At 56.7% G+C, this 16,297-nt stretch carries 14 protein-coding genes; 10 read left to right on the top strand and 4 right to left on the bottom strand.

Going from position 1 to position 16,297, the window contains the following annotated elements:
* Positions 1-43: 43 nt before the first annotated feature.
* From ACR0BD_RS19345 to ACR0BD_RS19335, 3 genes are all read right to left on the bottom strand, one after another.
* Positions 44-2,098 (bottom strand): ABC transporter substrate-binding protein, encoded by a 2,055-nt coding sequence (locus ACR0BD_RS19345; protein WP_480832878.1) that lies wholly within the window; start codon positions 2,096-2,098, stop codon positions 44-46.
* Positions 2,099-2,182: 84 nt separating this feature from the next.
* Complete coding sequence (locus ACR0BD_RS19340) at positions 2,183-3,091, bottom strand: LysR substrate-binding domain-containing protein (protein ID WP_480832876.1); 909 nt, start codon at positions 3,089-3,091, stop codon at positions 2,183-2,185.
* Positions 3,092-3,255: 164 nt separating this feature from the next.
* Complete coding sequence (locus ACR0BD_RS19335) at positions 3,256-4,311, bottom strand: LacI family DNA-binding transcriptional regulator (protein ID WP_480832874.1); 1,056 nt, start codon at positions 4,309-4,311, stop codon at positions 3,256-3,258.
* 181 nt (positions 4,312-4,492) lie between these two features.
* Between ACR0BD_RS19335 and ACR0BD_RS19330 the strand changes: the two genes are divergently transcribed.
* The 7 genes from ACR0BD_RS19330 (at position 4,493) to ACR0BD_RS19300 (ending at position 11,729) form a co-directional block, all read left to right on the top strand.
* Positions 4,493-5,809: an ABC transporter substrate-binding protein gene (locus ACR0BD_RS19330; protein ID WP_480700160.1), complete on the top strand. Its 1,317-nt coding sequence runs from the start codon at positions 4,493-4,495 to the stop codon at positions 5,807-5,809.
* A gap of 128 nt (positions 5,810-5,937) precedes the next feature.
* Positions 5,938-6,885 (top strand): carbohydrate ABC transporter permease, encoded by a 948-nt coding sequence (locus ACR0BD_RS19325; RefSeq protein ID WP_480832872.1) that lies wholly within the window; start codon positions 5,938-5,940, stop codon positions 6,883-6,885.
* On the top strand, positions 6,882-7,820 hold the full coding sequence (locus tag ACR0BD_RS19320; protein WP_480700158.1) for a carbohydrate ABC transporter permease: 939 nt from the start codon (positions 6,882-6,884) through the stop codon (positions 7,818-7,820). The genes ACR0BD_RS19325 and ACR0BD_RS19320 overlap by 4 nt, the downstream gene beginning before the upstream one ends.
* Positions 7,817-8,005 (top strand): hypothetical protein, encoded by a 189-nt coding sequence (locus ACR0BD_RS19315; RefSeq protein WP_480832870.1) that lies wholly within the window; start codon positions 7,817-7,819, stop codon positions 8,003-8,005. The genes ACR0BD_RS19320 and ACR0BD_RS19315 overlap by 4 nt, the downstream gene beginning before the upstream one ends.
* A gap of 4 nt (positions 8,006-8,009) precedes the next feature.
* Positions 8,010-9,107 carry an ABC transporter ATP-binding protein gene (locus ACR0BD_RS19310; RefSeq protein WP_480832868.1) on the top strand — a complete coding sequence of 366 codons (1,098 nt, stop codon included), beginning with the start codon at positions 8,010-8,012 and terminating at the stop codon, positions 9,105-9,107.
* A complete protein-coding gene (locus ACR0BD_RS19305; RefSeq protein ID WP_480700156.1) occupies positions 9,100-10,095 on the top strand; it encodes an ABC transporter ATP-binding protein in 996 nt (331 codons plus the stop codon). Before ACR0BD_RS19310 ends, ACR0BD_RS19305 begins: the two co-directional genes overlap by 8 nt.
* A gap of 11 nt (positions 10,096-10,106) precedes the next feature.
* On the top strand, positions 10,107-11,729 hold the full coding sequence (locus tag ACR0BD_RS19300; RefSeq protein WP_480700155.1) for a dihydroxyacetone kinase subunit DhaK: 1,623 nt from the start codon (positions 10,107-10,109) through the stop codon (positions 11,727-11,729).
* 39 nt (positions 11,730-11,768) lie between these two features.
* On the opposite strand, the gene ACR0BD_RS19295 is transcribed toward ACR0BD_RS19300, so the two are convergent.
* Complete coding sequence (locus ACR0BD_RS19295) at positions 11,769-12,584, bottom strand: DeoR/GlpR family DNA-binding transcription regulator (RefSeq protein ID WP_480832866.1); 816 nt, start codon at positions 12,582-12,584, stop codon at positions 11,769-11,771.
* Positions 12,585-12,730: 146 nt separating this feature from the next.
* On the opposite strand from ACR0BD_RS19295, the gene pyk reads away from it, so the two are divergent.
* The 3 genes from pyk to eno form a co-directional block, all read left to right on the top strand.
* The gene (gene pyk, locus ACR0BD_RS19290; RefSeq protein WP_480832864.1) at positions 12,731-14,179 is read left to right on the top strand and encodes a pyruvate kinase; all 1,449 of its coding nucleotides are present in this window, start codon (positions 12,731-12,733) and stop codon (positions 14,177-14,179) included.
* Positions 14,180-14,212: 33 nt separating this feature from the next.
* A complete protein-coding gene (gene gap, locus ACR0BD_RS19285; RefSeq protein ID WP_480832862.1) occupies positions 14,213-15,214 on the top strand; it encodes a type I glyceraldehyde-3-phosphate dehydrogenase in 1,002 nt (333 codons plus the stop codon).
* Between the two features lie 11 nt (positions 15,215-15,225).
* Positions 15,226-16,297: phosphopyruvate hydratase (eno, locus tag ACR0BD_RS19280; protein ID WP_480832861.1), on the top strand; the 1,072-nt coding region annotated here is incomplete at its 3' end.

Raw genomic sequence — 16,297 nt, 5'->3', positions numbered from 1 at the left:
AGACGGGCTGCGTTCCGGCATCATTTTCAGGCTGTCGCCTTTGTTATTGTTCCAGCCACCACTGCGACGGGCGGTATGGATAGGTCCAGTAGAAGTCGTAGGTTTTCGACTTGATCGGCTTCACGTTCTGGAGGTCGTTGCGATACAGGAACGGGGCCACAATGTCGCCAACGGTGCCGATTTTCAGCATGTTGTCGGTGTGGATCTTGACGATCTCTTCGCCCAACTGGTTGCTTTCATCGGTGCCCATTTCAACCTGGATGAACTTTTCGCTCAGGTCCCACAGCTTCTTGATGTCTGCGGGCGGTTCGATGCCTTCGCTGCCGCCACTGGTTTTCCACGCAGCCCAGCCAAACCCGGTGCCGGGGTTGAAGAAATCACCGAAGGGCGGAACGAAAACGGTCACGTCCTGGCTGATGGTCGGGCCGGCATTGCCGTCATATTTCCATACGGTCAGGTCCAGATCGTTGTTGTTGCCCGAGGCGCGGTATTCGTCCGAGGTGACCTCTTTCAGGTCAACGCGCACGCCGACCGCCGACCAGTAGTCGCGGACCAGTTCCTGCATCTTCACAGGCGCACCCTGTGACGAGTAGACCAGACGCACAACCAACGGCTTGCCATCGGGGCGTTCCAGCGTGCCGTCGCCATCCGCGTCGGTCAGGCCCATCTCGGCCAACAGCGCCTTGGCGGCTGCGGGATCATAGGCGATGTCGCGGTTCAGAACTTCGTCCGAGACAAAGGACACGGTTTTGGGTTCCGCAGGCACACCCTGCATCGGGGTGCCCTGACCCAGATAGACGATCTCGTTGATCTCGTCGCGGTTCATCGCCATCGACATGGCGCGGTTAAAGCGAACGTCGTTGAAGATTTCGCGCAGAACCGGGTCCTGATGGGTGCGGTTGAACGAATAGAATACGTTCTCACCAAAGGTGGGGGCGAAGTTGATGGTATAGCCACCATTACCTTCGTTTTCCTTTAGCAGCGGGAAGTCTTCGAGGAAGACAGCCTGCTGTTTCCAGACAACGTCGCCGTTCATGATCTTGAGGTTCTGCACCTCTTTGTCGCCCACATAGGTCTCAACGATTTCGTTGATATAGGGCAGCTGGTTACCTGCGGTGTCGACCTGGTGGAAATATGGGTTGGCCACCAATTTACGGCCTTCGGCTGTTTCTTCGACAACGATATAGCTTTCCAGCGTCGGCACGACGGCGCGACCGATCTTGGCAGCTTTTTCAGCGTCTTTCAGCAGCGGGCTGGGCACGTCTTTCCAGTCGGAACCACCATAGTAGAAATCAACCGCGGCAGCAGCGTTTTCAAAGCCGTATTCCTGCGCCAGCGATTCTGCGTTCTCGTTGTGCTTGGGCATGAACTGGCCCAGGAAGTGCTTGGGCTGGAACGGCTGACCGTAGTCGACGGCAAAGCGATTCAGAATGCCAGGTGTCGGAACAGGGAAGGTGAATTTGACGGTGGTGTCGTCGACAGCCTCTACCTGAGCCTGCTCGCCCGCGAACAGCCAACGATCTGGTGTTTTGTCATAGACGTCAGGGTTGTAGATGACGTCGTTCAGCCAGAACTCGACATCGCTTGCAGTGAAGGGCGCGCCATCCGACCATTTGTGACCTTCACGCAGCACGATTGTCAGCTGAGTGTAGTCGTCATTCCAGGACCATGCTTTGGCGATGTTGGGAACGACAGTCTGCAGATCATCGGCATAACGCACGAAATTCACGTGGCGCACCGACAAAAGGTCCGAGGTGCCCGATTCCGTGCCTTTGGACAGGCCGGTGATGGTGCCGCCATACTGACCAATGGTGTCGTAAGGCATAACAACAAGCGGCTCAGTAGGCAGGCGGTCTGCGACGGGAGCCAGATCAGCGTTGCCCAGGATGCGCGCGTTCAGATCAGCGATCGATGGGTTTTCTGCAAAACCCAGTTCGCATGATGCTGCGTTCTGCAGTTCAACCAGTTCCAACTGTTGTGGGAATACAGGCTCCAGACCCATTGGGTCGGCGACGGTTGCAATGGGGCAAGCGGCCAGAGCGGGTGTTCCCAGTGCGGCCAATGCGGTGAAAGAAAGAAGAGAGGTGCGAAGCTTCATAGCCATCCCTGCGTTTGTGTGACGAGAGAGCGCTAGTGCTGGAAGTTAACAAAATTATGATGGTTATTGATAAATAGGAAAAAGCTATGATGCATCCGCTGACATGAAAGCATCACAATCCCGCATTTCTTCTGCGATCTTGAAAAAATTCGACACAGCGGATGTGTGCCGCATTGCCGGTAAACAGGCCAGAAAATGATACGCTTTCAGGTTTCTGTCCTGAACGGGCACGAATTTAACGCCCGGCTCATCTTTGCATTCCTGAGCGAAAGCAACGCCGACGCCGACGCCCGATGTGACTAGCGTCCGAATGGATCCCCAGGAGCCAAGACCCAGAATCGTTGTGAGGTTTACCCGAGACACTCGGGCCGCTGCGTCGAAAATCTGGCGTGTGGAAGAGCTGGGTTCACGCTGAATCAGTTTTAGCTGTGCAACATCGGTCCAGGTCACCTTGGCCGAGTCGGCCAGTGGATGATCATGGGGTAGAACTAGGCCAATTTGGGTTTCAGATATTTTGGTTCCCGCCAGATCGGGTGGCAGTTCTTTGGCCGTGATCAACCCAACATCGAATTCGCCCGTGTAAAGCAGAGGCATCAAGTCATGAGACGCCAACGTGCGTGCTGTCACTTCGACCGAGGGAAAGGATCGTACGAACTCGGATATCAGCGGCATCGCGATCTGATATGTGGAATAGCCAATCTGAAAGTTCCCGGAATGCAGGTTGCGTGCGGCAGACAGCTGATCGTCAATGTCGTTGCGCAGGGCAATCAAGGCTTTAATGTCGCCCCGGATTTTATTCAAAAGGTCTGTGGACGTAATAACTGAACCAGAACGATCAAGTAATCGGCACTGATATTGCTGTTCCAGGGAATTGACCAGATTGGACACGGTGGGTTGCGATACGCCAAGCTCTTTTGCGGCCTGGGTAAAGCTGCCTAAACGCACAACGGTTTCAAGGGCCTGTAATTGTTTGAGGCTGATCTTAGATCTCATGCATCTGTCCGCTATAGTCTGTCCCCGGCGTCTTAAGATGGTAAGACGTTTGATTGGATCTGCGCCCGTCTCTCACTAATCCTCTGCGAAGCGTGGATTTTCAACGGTTTTTTGAAGCTCTGGGGCGGTAGGTATTTTTTTCTGCGCAAGTCGTGGGCCGTCCGTCAATCGACTGAGTTTGAGGGGTCTTCCATACTCTGTAGCGGCAGCAGGTTTTCCTGAATCAGGATTTCGATGCGGATTTGTTCCTGCGTCTTCATGATTTTTCTTTTGTCGCACCGTGCCCGCAAAAGCCGGACTGAACTACGCACCAGGTGACCCGGGTTCTGTGCGATGACGGCATCCAATTCGCCGTCCAGTAGCCCCTGACGCGTGCGCCGCGTCAATTCGTGGGCAACGACGGTCAGCGCCTTGGGATCTGTCTTTTGACATAGCGCATCGAGCGGCGTCCGCGCTTCTGAGCTCATGATATAGGCGGCAACGATGCCCGAGTTGTTTTTCAGCGTATTCGCGATGATCTCATGGGCGCGGGCCTCATCCCCGTGCGTTTCAAGCGAGGGCAGGGCGGTTAGGTTTGGGTAGTCCTGTGTCAGCACCTGATCAAAGCCGCGACGTCGTTCAAGGCTATCACGGGCGTTCATCGTTTCAGACACAACGACGATCTTACCCTCGCGTCCACAAATGAAGCGGCCCAAAAGACGGGCTGCGGTCGCGCCTGCGGCGTGGTTGTCGATCCCGACGAAATCCGTATCGCGTTGACCGGAAATCAGATTAACCACCTGAACGCCTTTTTCCTGTAGCCGAACAGTTGCGTCGCGCACCTGCGGTGATTCCGGTGCCATGAGGGCAACACCGTCAACCTCTTCGGGCCGGACCTTCAAGAGGGTCTGCGCAATCAGGTGGGGGTCTGCCTGAGAGATTTCGCGATGCGATACTTCCAGCCCCTCGGCGGAAAGGCCCATGTTGGTCTCAGAGATACGGTCCCGCAGTTCCGAGATGAACAGGTCACCGCGTCGGGGCAGCAAAAACTGAAACCTGTAATGTTTGCTCTTGGCCAGATTGGCGGCCGAAAGATTGCGGACGAATCCGATCTCCTCAATCGCCTTGTTGACGGCTTCGACCGTCTTTTTTCGAACGCCGGGCCGTTCGTTGAGAACGCGATCAACCGTAGCCAGGCTAACGCCTGCGGCTTTTGCCAGATCTTTGGTTGTAGGTCGCATGGCGTGTTCTTCACTCGAAAATCCAAGGAAATATTTGCTGAATCAAAAGGCACATGCAAGCGAAATGAGGTACGTGCCTCAAAAAAGTCTTGATCTGAGGTACGTACCTCAAATATCAAGGGTGTCACACACGAGTCGCCGCTTGAATCATCGGCGCAGATCATTTGGGAGGAACCAACAAATGAAAGCGAACTTGAAATACACCGTGGCGGCAGCCGCCTTGATTGGTGCATCGGGGGCCGCACAGGCCGAAGATCTGACGCTTTGCTGGGCGTCTTGGGATCCGGCGAATGCGCTGATCGAGTTGAGCAAGGACTTTGAGGAAAAGTCAGGTCACAACATGAATTTCGAATTCGTGCCGTGGCCCAACTTTGCGGACCGGATGCTGAACGAGCTTAACTCGGGCGGTAAGCTGTGCGACTTGATGATTGGCGACAGTCAGTGGATCGGCGGCGGCGCCGAGAACGGGCATTACGTCAAGCTGAACGACTTTTTCGATGCTGAAGGCATCACAATGGATGACTTCATCCCGGCCACTGTGACGGGTTATGCGGAATGGCCAAAGAACACGCCGAATTACTGGGCGCTGCCCGCATTTGGTGACGTTGTGGGTTGGACCTATCGCAAAGACTGGTTTGAGCGCCCGGAACTGCAGGCTGAATTCAAAGAAAAATATGGCCGCGATCTGGATGTTCCAGCGTCATTGGATGAACTAAAAGATATCGCCCAGTTCTTCCAAGGACGTGATATCGATGGCACCACTGTTTACGGGGCTGCGATTTATACCGAGCGCGGGTCCGAGGGCATCACAATGGGCGTGACGAACGCGCTCTATAATTACGGGTTCGAATACGGTAACCCTGACAGCCCCTATGAACTGGACGGTTTCGTAAATTCGGATGAAGCCGTTGCGGGTCTGGAGTTCTACAAAGAGCTGTATGACACAGCGACGCCTCCGGGGTCTTCCAACTGGTACATGGGCGAGAATATCGATGCCTATAAGTCCGGTCAGGTCGCATTGCAGATGAACTTTGCCTTCATCTGGCCCGGGGTCGAGGCCGACCCGAATGTGGGTGGCGGCAAATCCGGCTATTTCCCGAACCCCGCAGGTCCGAACGGCCAGTTTGCGCAACTGGGCGGGCAGGGGATTTCGGTCGTATCCTACTCGGATAAGCAAGACGCGGCCCTTGAATACATCAAGTGGTTTGCGCAGCCCGAAATTCAGGCCCGCTGGTGGGAGCTGGGCGGCTACTCGGCCCTCAAGGCAGTGGTCGAAGATCCCGAATTCGCGACCAGCCAGCCTTACGCGCAGACATTCCTGGACTCGATGGCAATCGTAAAGGATTTCTGGGCAGAACCGGCCTATGCCGAATTGCTGCTGGCGATGCAGCAGCGCGTTCATGACTATGTCATCGCGGGCAACGGAACGGCCAAAGATGCTTTGGATGGCTTGGTCGACGATTGGACCGAGACCTTCGAAGACGAAGGCAAAATCTAAATTCAAAACTCCCTGCCGGGCCTCTGCTTGGGCCCGGCTCTCCCTCTCCCGGTTGGTATGGCATCAACCGGGAGCAATCTGCCAACTTCGGTGGTCGTCTACCTGCCCGCCGATGAAGGACCAAAACCATGATACATACACCGATGGATAAGATCGCCAAAGCGACACCCGAGCCGATGGCCCGGAAAGTGCGCGGGTTGTCTGATCGGGCCATCGCCTGGATTTTTGTCGCGCCGTCCATTTTCCTGCTGTTGGCCGTCAACATCTTTCCGCTGATCTGGACCATCCGGCTGAGCTTTACCAACTACAGGGTGAACCGTCCCAACCGTGAAATCGACTTTGTCGGCTTGCGCAATTACGAGCGTATCCTGACCGACAGCGATACGTGGATGACGATGCAGGCCACGGCCCATTTCCTGATCTGGACAATTGTCCTGCAGGTTCTGATCGGCTTTGCGCTGGCTTTTCTGTTGAACATGAAGTTCAAGGGCAACGACATGTGGACCACGATCATCGTGTTCCCGATGATGCTTAGCCCCGCGGTTGTCGGGAACTTCTGGACGTTCCTGTACCAGCCACAAATCGGTCTGTTCAACTATGTGGTGACGTTCTTCACTGGCGGCGATCCGGCCAGCTTTTCGATGATCGGGGATGTTAATCTGGCCCCTTGGGCCATTGTGATCGCGGATACCTGGATGTGGACGCCCTTTGTGATGCTGATCTGCCTGGCGGGTCTGCGTTCGATCCCGGACTCGATCTATGAGGCAGCAGAATGCGACCGCGCCAGCAAATGGCGGCAGTTTTGGACGATTACGATCCCGATGGCGCTGCCGTTCCTGATGCTGGCCGTCCTGTTCCGCGGGATCGAGAACTTCAAGATGTTCGACCTGGTAGTGCAGCTGACCGGTGGCGGGCCGGGCAACACCACGACCCTGACCTCGATCGACCTCAAGCGTGAAGCGTTCGAGAAATGGCGCACCGGTTATTCCTCGGCCTACGCGGTCATCCTGTTCGTCACCGTCTTTGGACTGGCTTCGATCTACGTCAAAGCCCTGAACAAGGTAAAAGAAAGATGAGCTTTTCTGTTACAGAGCCGTCCAACCGGACGAAGTGGGTCGCGGGAAGTGCCGTCGTACTTTACGCAATCATCACGATCCTGCCTTTGGTGTGGATTATTGCCACCGGGTTCAAATCGCCGGCAGATTCCATCGCTTACCCGCCGAAGGTTGTGTTCGAGCCGACGCTGGAAGGCTACGTCAACCTGTTCACCCAACGTACGCGCATGAATGAAGATGATCTGGCCGCGCTGCCGCCGCCAGAGACTTGGTACGATGAAATGGTGCGCGAGCAGGGGCAGGTGATAACCGGGGCATCGCGCTATGGCGAGCGGTTCTTAAACTCGGTCATCATCGGGTTTGGATCGACCTTCCTGTGTATGGTGCTGGGCACTGCTGCGGCCTACGCGTTCAGCCGGTTCCGGGTGCCGCTCAAGGACGATCTGCTGTTTTTCATCCTGTCGACCCGGATGATGCCGCCGATTGCGGTGGCGATCCCGATCTTTCTGATGTTCCGGCAGTTGGGGCTGAACGACACGCATCTGGGGATGATCCTGCTGTATACGGCGGTGAACCTGTCCCTGTCGGTCTGGCTGTTGAAAGGGTTCATCGACGAGATCCCAGTGGAATACGAAGAGGCTGCGCTGATCGACGGATACACCCGCTTTCAGGCCTTTTACAAAGTGGTACTGCCGCAAGCAGCCACTGGTATCGCCTCAACCGCGATCTTCTGCCTGATCTTTGCGTGGAACGAATACGCTTTTGCTGTCCTGCTGACCTCGGGCACTGCGCAAACCGCGCCGCCCTTTATCCCGACCATCATCGGGGTTGGCGGCAAGGACTGGCCCGCCGTGGCCGCCGGGGCGACGATCTTCCTGGTGCCGGTCATGGTCTTCACCATCCTTCTGCGCAAGCACCTGTTGCGTGGCATTACATTCGGAGCGGTACGCAAATGAGTAGCTTTATCAATGGCCTGCTGCGGCTGCGCCGTGGACCTTGGGAAATGGTGGCCTCGATCCTCATCGCGTTGGGTGTGATCATGCTGATGCAGCCCTTCGTGCTGGCGCTTTTCACCTATTCCTTCATCGTCACGCTGATTGGCACGGTGATGTTCATCATCGTCAGCCACTTCCCGGAGTAAACACATGGCACAGATCAGAATTGAAAACGTGCGCAAGGATTTCGGGACTTTCACCGCGGTGCAGTCGTCGAGTTTCACAATCGAAGATGGTGAGTTCTTCATGCTTCTTGGCCCCTCAGGCTGCGGCAAGACCACGACCTTGCGGATGATGGCCGGGCTTGAACTGCCGACCAGCGGCGAGATTTACATCGACGGCGAAGAGGTGGGCATGAAGCCCGCCAGCCAGCGTGATATCGCCTTTGTGTTCCAGATGTTCGCGCTCTACCCACATATGAACGTCGGCAAGAACATCAGCTATCCATTGCTGAGCCAGGGAATGCCCAAGGCGCAGGTAAAAAAGAAGGTGGATGAGGTCGCCCAGATTCTGGGGATCACCGACATTCTGAAAAAACCAGTTGGCGGCCTGTCTGGAGGAGACCGTCAGCGCGTGGCCTTGGGGCGCGCCATTGTGCGCGATCCCAAGGCGTTCTTCATGGATGAGCCACTGGGAGCACTGGACGCAGAATTCCGCGAGCATATGTCCGAGGAATTGCGCGCCTTGCATGACCGGATGGGGGCAACAACGGTTTACGTGACCCATGATCAGTTGGAGGCGATGCAAATGGGCGACAAGATCGTGGTCATGAACCACGGCGTAGTCGAACAGTTTGGTGTTCCGCAGGATATCTACGATTGGCCCGCGACGATGTTCGTGGCCAGTTTCATCGGCTCGCCCGCGATGAATTTCCTGAATTTCCACGGCATTGTCGGCAGTGGCACCACTTCGGTCAATCTTGCCGATAGCGAGATCCGCATTCCCGAACAGCATGGCGGCGCGCGCGGAGATCTGGCATTGGGCGTGCGCCCTGAACATGTGCACCTGGATGACGGCTCCAGCTATCGCGGTGAGGTGATGGCGACCGAATATCTGGGCACAACCCAAATCGTGACGCTGAATACCCCGAACGGTGAAATCAAGGCTCGGGTCCCATCCAGCGACCGGGTAGAGGTCGGTGAAAAGACGGGTTTACGTTTTGATGAACGCACGATCACCGTGTTCGATACCGAAAAGGGCAGGGCGGTGTTGTCCGCCGGAAACGAAGGAGTTCTGAGCCATGGCTGAGGTCGAGCTTAGAAATGTGACGAAAACCTATGGCGACACGGTCGCGTTGGACGGCGTTTCGATGACGATCCCGGACGGTGCGTTTGTGGTGTTACTTGGGCCGACCGGCGCGGGCAAAACTACCACGCTGCGCATGGTGTCGGGGCTGGACAACCCCGATGAAGGTGACGTGTTGATGGATGGTCAGTCGCTGAACGGGTTGACCCCGGCGCAGCGCAATGTGGCGATGGTGTTCCAGCAATACTCGCTGTACCCGCACCTGACGGTGTATGAAAACCTGGCTTTTCCGCTGCGCTCTCCGCTGCTGAAAACCCCTGAGGACGAAATCAAGATCAAGGTGCATCGTGTCGCTGAGACGTTGCAGATCGGGCATAAACTGGAAAACAAAGCCACGGCGCTTTCTGGTGGTGAAATGCAGCGTGTTTCGATTGGCCGCGCATTGGTGCGCAACCCCGAAGTCTACCTGATGGACGAACCTCTCAGCTCATTGGACGCAAAGCTGCGTGCAGACCTGCGGGTCGAGCTTAAAAGCATTCAGGCGGACAGCGGCGCAACGCTTTTGTATGTCACGCATGACCAGATCGAAGCGATGACCATGGCCACGCATGTCGGCGTCCTGGACCACGGCAAACTGGTTCAATTCGGCACCCCGCGCGAGATTTACGAAGACCCGGTCAGTATCTACGCGGCCAGCCGCCTCGGTCAGCCACGGATCAACATTCTGCCAGCCGATATCTTTGGTCACGCCCCGACAGGGGCCAAATCCATCGGGCTGCGGCCAGAACAGATTGGTCAGGGCGATGGTCAGGACAGTTTGGTGACCCGCGTCGAACATCTGGGCGATCAGACGCGTTTGCATCTGTCTTTCAAAGATCATGACCTGATCACGGTTACCGATGCCCATACCCCGCTGAAATCAGGCGATATCGTCAAGATCGCCCCGAATAACCCGTTTTTCTTTGACGCCTCTGGCGCTCGGATCCAGTGAAAGAGATCGACATGACCCATTTCATAAACAAAAAAGAAGACATCGTTGCCGAGGCAGTAGATGGAGAAATAGCAACATCTGGTGGTCGGCTGGCGCGGTTGGACGGCTATCCGCATATTCGTGTTGTCGTGCGAACCGATTGGGACAAGTCCAAAGTCGCTTTGGTTTCTGGTGGTGGTTCCGGGCACGAGCCCGCGCATGCGGGGTTCGTTGGCGAAGGCATGCTGACGGCTGCGGTTTGTGGGGACGTCTTTGCCTCACCTTCGGTTGATGCGGTTCTTGCGGGCATTCTGGCTGTGACAGGACCGGCAGGGTGCCTTTTGATCGTCAAGAACTACACCGGTGACCGGCTGAATTTTGGTTTAGCGGCCGAGCGTGCACGCGCATTCGGGCTGAACGTTAACATCGTGATCGTTGACGACGATGTCGCCCTGCCTGATCTGCCGCAGGCACGCGGCGTCGCGGGAACCCTGTTTGTGCATAAAGTCGCCGGGGCACTGGCGGAAAACGGGGCCGATCTGGCCTCTGTGACGGCTGCCGCGGAAAGAGTCATTGCGGGTACGTGTTCGATTGGCATGTCGTTGGACACCTGCACGATCCCCGGTGCCCCGAAAGAGGATCGGATCCCCCGGGGCAAGGCCGAACTTGGTTTGGGTATCCATGGTGAGGCTGGCATAGAACAGGTTGACTACTCGGACGCGAAAACGGCGATCGGCATGATGGTCGACAAGTTAAGTTCAAAGATGGAACCCGGTCAGCGTTATGTCGCGCTATTGAACAACCTTGGCGGTGCTTCCGTTCTCGAGATGTCCATTCTGGCACATGAATTGACCAACTCGTCTATCGCATCGCAGATCAGTCACATCGTGGGGCCAGCCGCAATGATGACATCTCTTGAAATGCGCGGTTTCTCGATTTCACTTTTCCCGGCTTCGGCCGAGGACCTGATGGCTCTGCAAGCCAAAACGCCTCTGAGCGCGTGGCCGGGTGTAAACGCGGTGGTTGAGGTTCCCGTGCTGGATTTGCCAGATGGGTTGAAGCCGATAAAGCCGCTCGCTTCGGACCACCCCGAAACGCGTTCATTCCTGACGCGATGCTGCGAAATCCTTATCGCTGCCGAAGCGGATCTGAATGCACTGGATGCCAAATCTGGTGACGGCGATACGGGATCGACGCTGGCCGGTGCGGCCCGCGCGTTGATTGCGGCGATGGACAGGTTGCCATTGGCGGATCACACACAGCTCTACCGCGCGATCGGGCAAGAGCTTAGCCAGACAATGGGTGGTTCGTCCGGCGTATTGCTGGCGATCTTCTTTGCGGCGGCGGGCGATGCGGCCTCCAGCGGTCAGACGATGCGGGACTCTTTGCACGTTGGTCTCAATCGCATGCAGGAAATCGGGGGTGCGCAACCGGGTGACCGGACGATGATTGACGCGCTGAAACCTGCATTGGACAAGTTGGAGAATGGCCTTCCTGATGCGGCTGTGGCTGCCCGGGCGGGTGCCGACAAAACCGCAACGATGTTGCGCGCGCGCGCTGGGCGGGCATCCTACATAAACGCCGACCAGTTGCGTGGGCATGTTGATCCGGGCGCAGAAGCGGTCGCGCGGCTGTTTGAGCGGTTGGCCAGTTAACACTGCGCCGGGGTTGCTTTGGCGGCCCCGGCGTTGTCCTCAGGACGCAGCGATCACTATGGAAGTATCAAGCTCGGCCGAACGCTGGGCCATGTCAGGCGGGAGCGGAGCGTCTGTGAACAACGTATCTGCGTCGCCAAGATTACCAATCCGACCCGGAGCAGAGCGCAGCAGTTTCGAGCTGTCGGCCACAACAAATGTGGACTTGGTTTGGCGTATGATGGATTTGGTCGCGCGGACTTCCTGGAAGTCGAAATCCAACAGATCAAAGTCCGCATCAATACCAGCGCAGCTAATAATAGCATGATCAAACTTGAATAGATCAACCACTTGCGTCGTGAGATTGCCCAGCAACCCGCCATCCGTCCGACGCAATGATCCACCTGCGACTACAATCTCGATATTAGGGTTTGAGGCCAGAATATTGGCCGTATTCAGGCTGTTAGTCACCACAAGCAGGTCTTTGTGGGTCAGCATCTCGCGCGCTACGGCCTCGGTCGTTGTGCCGATATTGATAAAAACGGTCGACCCATTGGGAATGTGGCGCGCGCATTCCCGACCAATGCTCGCTTTGCCTTCGGTGTTTCGGTTGCGGCGCTGCACATAGTCCAGATTGCCAATACCAGAAGACAAGACTGCACCGCCGTGAACACGTTCTAGCTGCCCGGCTTCGGACAACTGCGCCAAATCCCGACGAATTGTCTGTTCGGCAACCTCAAAACGGCTGGCAAGGTCTTCGACACGGATTGTGCCTTCGTCTTGCGCGATACGTAGGATTTCGGATTTTCGGTTTCGGCTGAGCATGAATATGGCCTCGGTTTCAGCGAAAATGCGCGAATGAACAGGTATTCGCAAGTGAATTTCCCTAAATAGAACAGAAATACTCACACTTCGCGCATATATGACCGTTTTTAGTGAGCGACTATGTTGACTTTTTGCGCGATACTTGCTTGTTAGCGGTAACGGGCGTGCCCGCGAAAGAAGCGAAAGCCGGAGGTCACATGACCAGAACCAGAAGTGTAAAAGTTGTCGCAACGCTCGGACCGGCCTCGAATTCGTACGAAACCATTCGCGCGTTGAAGACTGAAGGGGCGGATGTTTTTCGCCTGAACATGAGCCACGGCCAGCACGAGGATATCGCCGCGGTTCACGCAACGATCCGTAAGGTCGAGGCGGATATGGGATCTCCGATTTGTATTCTGGCGGACTTGCAGGGACCCAAACTGCGCTGTGGCGTATTCAGTCAAGGCAGTGAAGCGCTCGTCGACGGGCAAACGTTTCGATTTGACCTGAATGATGCGTCGGGCGACGCGACGCGTGTTCAGCTGCCGCACCCCGAAATTTTTGCGGCTTTGGCGCCGGGGGCCACCTTGTTGGTCAATGACGGTCTGATCCGCCTGTCAGTGGAAGACTGCGGCGAGACCTACGCCGATTGCCGTGTTGTGGTCGGAGGGCAAATCTCGAACCGCAAGGGTGTAAATGTGCCGGACGTGGTTTTGCCGCTGGCAGCCCTGTCCGAAAAAGATCGGTCGGACCTTGAGTTCGTGTGCGAGCTTGGTGTCGAGTGGCTGGCGTTATCCTTTGTTCAGCGTGCCGCCGATGTCGATGAGGCCCGTGATCTAGCAAAGGGTCGCGCGAAAATACTCAGCAAGATCGAAAAGCCGACGGCGGTGGATAGTTTCGACGAAATCCTGACGGCATCGGACGCAATAATGGTTGCGCGCGGCGATCTGGGCGTTGAACTGCCTGTGCAGAAGGTGCCGTCGATCCAAAAGCAACTCGTGCGTGCTTGTCGGGATGCAGGCAAACCGGTCATCGTAGCCACGCAGATGCTGGAAAGCATGACCAGCAGCCCGGTGCCAACACGGGCAGAAGTGTCAGATGTGGCCTCTGCAATTTATGACGGCGCGGATGCGGTGATGCTGTCTGCCGAGTCTGCTGCCGGTCAGTTCCCCATCGCCGCGGTTCAAATGATGAACGCGGTTGCCGAAGAAACAGAGCAGGACCCGGGCTATCGAGAGACGATAGAGGCAACCAGAACCCCATGCAGAAACACAGTGTCCGAGGCGATCACATCGGCGGCGCGTGAAATTGCTGAAACGACCGAGTTGAAAACGATCTGCTGTTACACGCGGTCGGGGTCGACGGCTGCTTTGGCCGCGCGCGAACGCCCGCGGGTTCCGATACTGGCGCTGACGCCTGACCAGTCTGTCGCGCGATCGCTGGGGTTGGTGTGGGGCTTGTCCTGCGCACCCGTCGATCCGGCGGTGCGCTTCAAAGGTGCTGTGCGCGCTGCGGTCAACGCCGCGCGCGAGGCAGGGCTGGCCGATGGAGATGACCGCATTGCCGTAACAGCCGGTCTGCCGTTTTACACCGCGGGAACAACCAACATTCTGCGCGTTGTCGCAATGTCCGAAACACTGGATACGCCCACCGAAGCGGCGTTCTGATCCTCATAAAGCCAAGAATTCAGGAGAAATGAAATGGCGGTAAAAGTCGCAATTAACGGGTTTGGACGTATTGGTCGCAGTGTATTGCGGTCATTGGTTGAATCGGGTCGGAACGATGTGGACGTCGTCGCGATCAATGATTTGGGGTCGGTGGAAACAAACGCGCATTTGCTGAAGTATGACAGCGTCCACGGACGCCTGAACTCTGAGGTCGAAGTGGACGGCAACACGCTGTTGGTCGGCGGACGAGAAATCCATGTTAGCGCCGAGCGGGACCCGGCGAAATTGGCGTGGCAGGGCGTGGATGTTGCCTTGGAATGCACGGGTTTGTTTACCAAACGCGAGAGCGCAATTCAGCATCTGGGAAATGGGTCAAAGAAAGTGCTGGTATCGGCACCTGCAACAGATGCGGATAAGACAATCGTTTTTGGCGTCAACCACGAGACACTGACGGGTAAAGAGCTTGTCGTATCGAATGCCAGCTGCACGACAAACTGCCTGTCTCCGGTTGCCAAGGTGCTCGACGATGCCTTTGGAATTGAAACGGGGTATATGACGACAGTGCACTCCTATACCGGTGATCAACCGACGCTGGATACAATGCACAAAGACCTTTACCGTGCACGGGCGGCTGCAATGTCGATGATCCCTACATCCACAGGTGCCGCGCGCGCAGTGGGCGAAGTTCTGCCCCAACTCAAGGGTAAGCTGGACGGGTCTGCAATTCGCGTGCCGACCCCCAATGTTTCGGCCGTGGATTTCTGTTTCATGCCAAAACGCGACGTCACAGTTGATGAGATCAATGATGCGATCCGGGCCGCGGCCTCGGGCAGTATGCGTGGCGTTCTGGCAGTAACGGATGAACCGCTGGTGTCCGCAGACTTCAACCATGATCCGCATTCGTCGATCTTTGCGACAGAGCAAACGCGCCTGACCGACGGTGGTATGGTTCGTATTCTCAGCTGGTACGACAACGAATGGGGCTTTTCCAACCGGATGTTGGACACGGCCTGTGCCATGGCAAATCTGGGTTGAGGGTCAAATCAATGAGCACGATCATCGACATACACGCGCGGGAGATACTTGATAGTCGGGGCAATCCGACGGTTGAGGTTGACGTAGTACTGGAGGACGGCACGATGGGCCGTGCTGCGGTGCCTTCGGGTGCGTCAACGGGCGCGTATGAGGCGGTTGAAAAGCGCGACGGTGACACCGCACGCTACATGGGTAAAGGCGTTTTGGAGGCCGTTGCCGCCGTGAACGGTGAGATCGCCGAGGAGTTGGTGGGCTTTGACGCGACCGAACAGGTGGCTATCGACCAGGCGATGATCGAACTGGACGGGACCGAAAACAAGGGCCGTCTGGGCGCGAACGCGATTCTTGGCGTCTCGCTGGCCACCGCCAAGGCGGCCGCTGATTTCACCACGCAGCCTCTGTACCGCTATGTGGGCGGCACTTCGGCCCGCGTTCTGCCGGTGCCGATGATGAATATCATCAATGGCGGTGAGCATGCAGACAACCCCATCGACATTCAGGAATTCATGATCATGCCGGTCTCGGCCGCGAATATCCGCGAGGCGGTGCGCATGGGGTCCGAGGTGTTCCACACCCTGAAGAAAGAGCTGTCGGCTGCCGGTCTGGCTACCGGTGTCGGTGACGAAGGCGGCTTTGCGCCCAACATCGCCAGCACCCGTGAGGCGCTGGATTTCATCCTCAAGTCTATCGAGAAGGCGGGCTACAAACCGGGTGAAGAAATCCACCTCGCGCTGGATTGCGCCGCGACTGAATACTACAAGGACGGCAAATACGTTTTGGCGGGCGAGGGCACGACGCTCACCTCTGAGGAAAACGCGGCCTATCTGGCAGCGCTGGTCAATGACTATCCGATCATTTCCATCGAAGACGGCATGTCCGAGGATGACTGGGACGGCTGGAAGGCCCTGACCGACGCCATCGGCAACGAAGTGCAACTGGTGGGCGACGACCTGTTCGTGACCAACCCCGAACGGCTGGCCGAAGGGATCGAGCGTGGCTGCGCGAACTCGATGCTGGTCAAGGTGAACCAGATCGGCTCGCTGACTGAAACGCTGCGCGCCGTCGATATGGCCCACCGTGCGC

It is taken from the genome of Ruegeria sp. G5 (assembly GCF_056533365.1).
The sequence above is the reverse complement of the archived record's forward strand: the minus strand, read 5'-3'. Positions and strand labels throughout refer to the sequence as shown.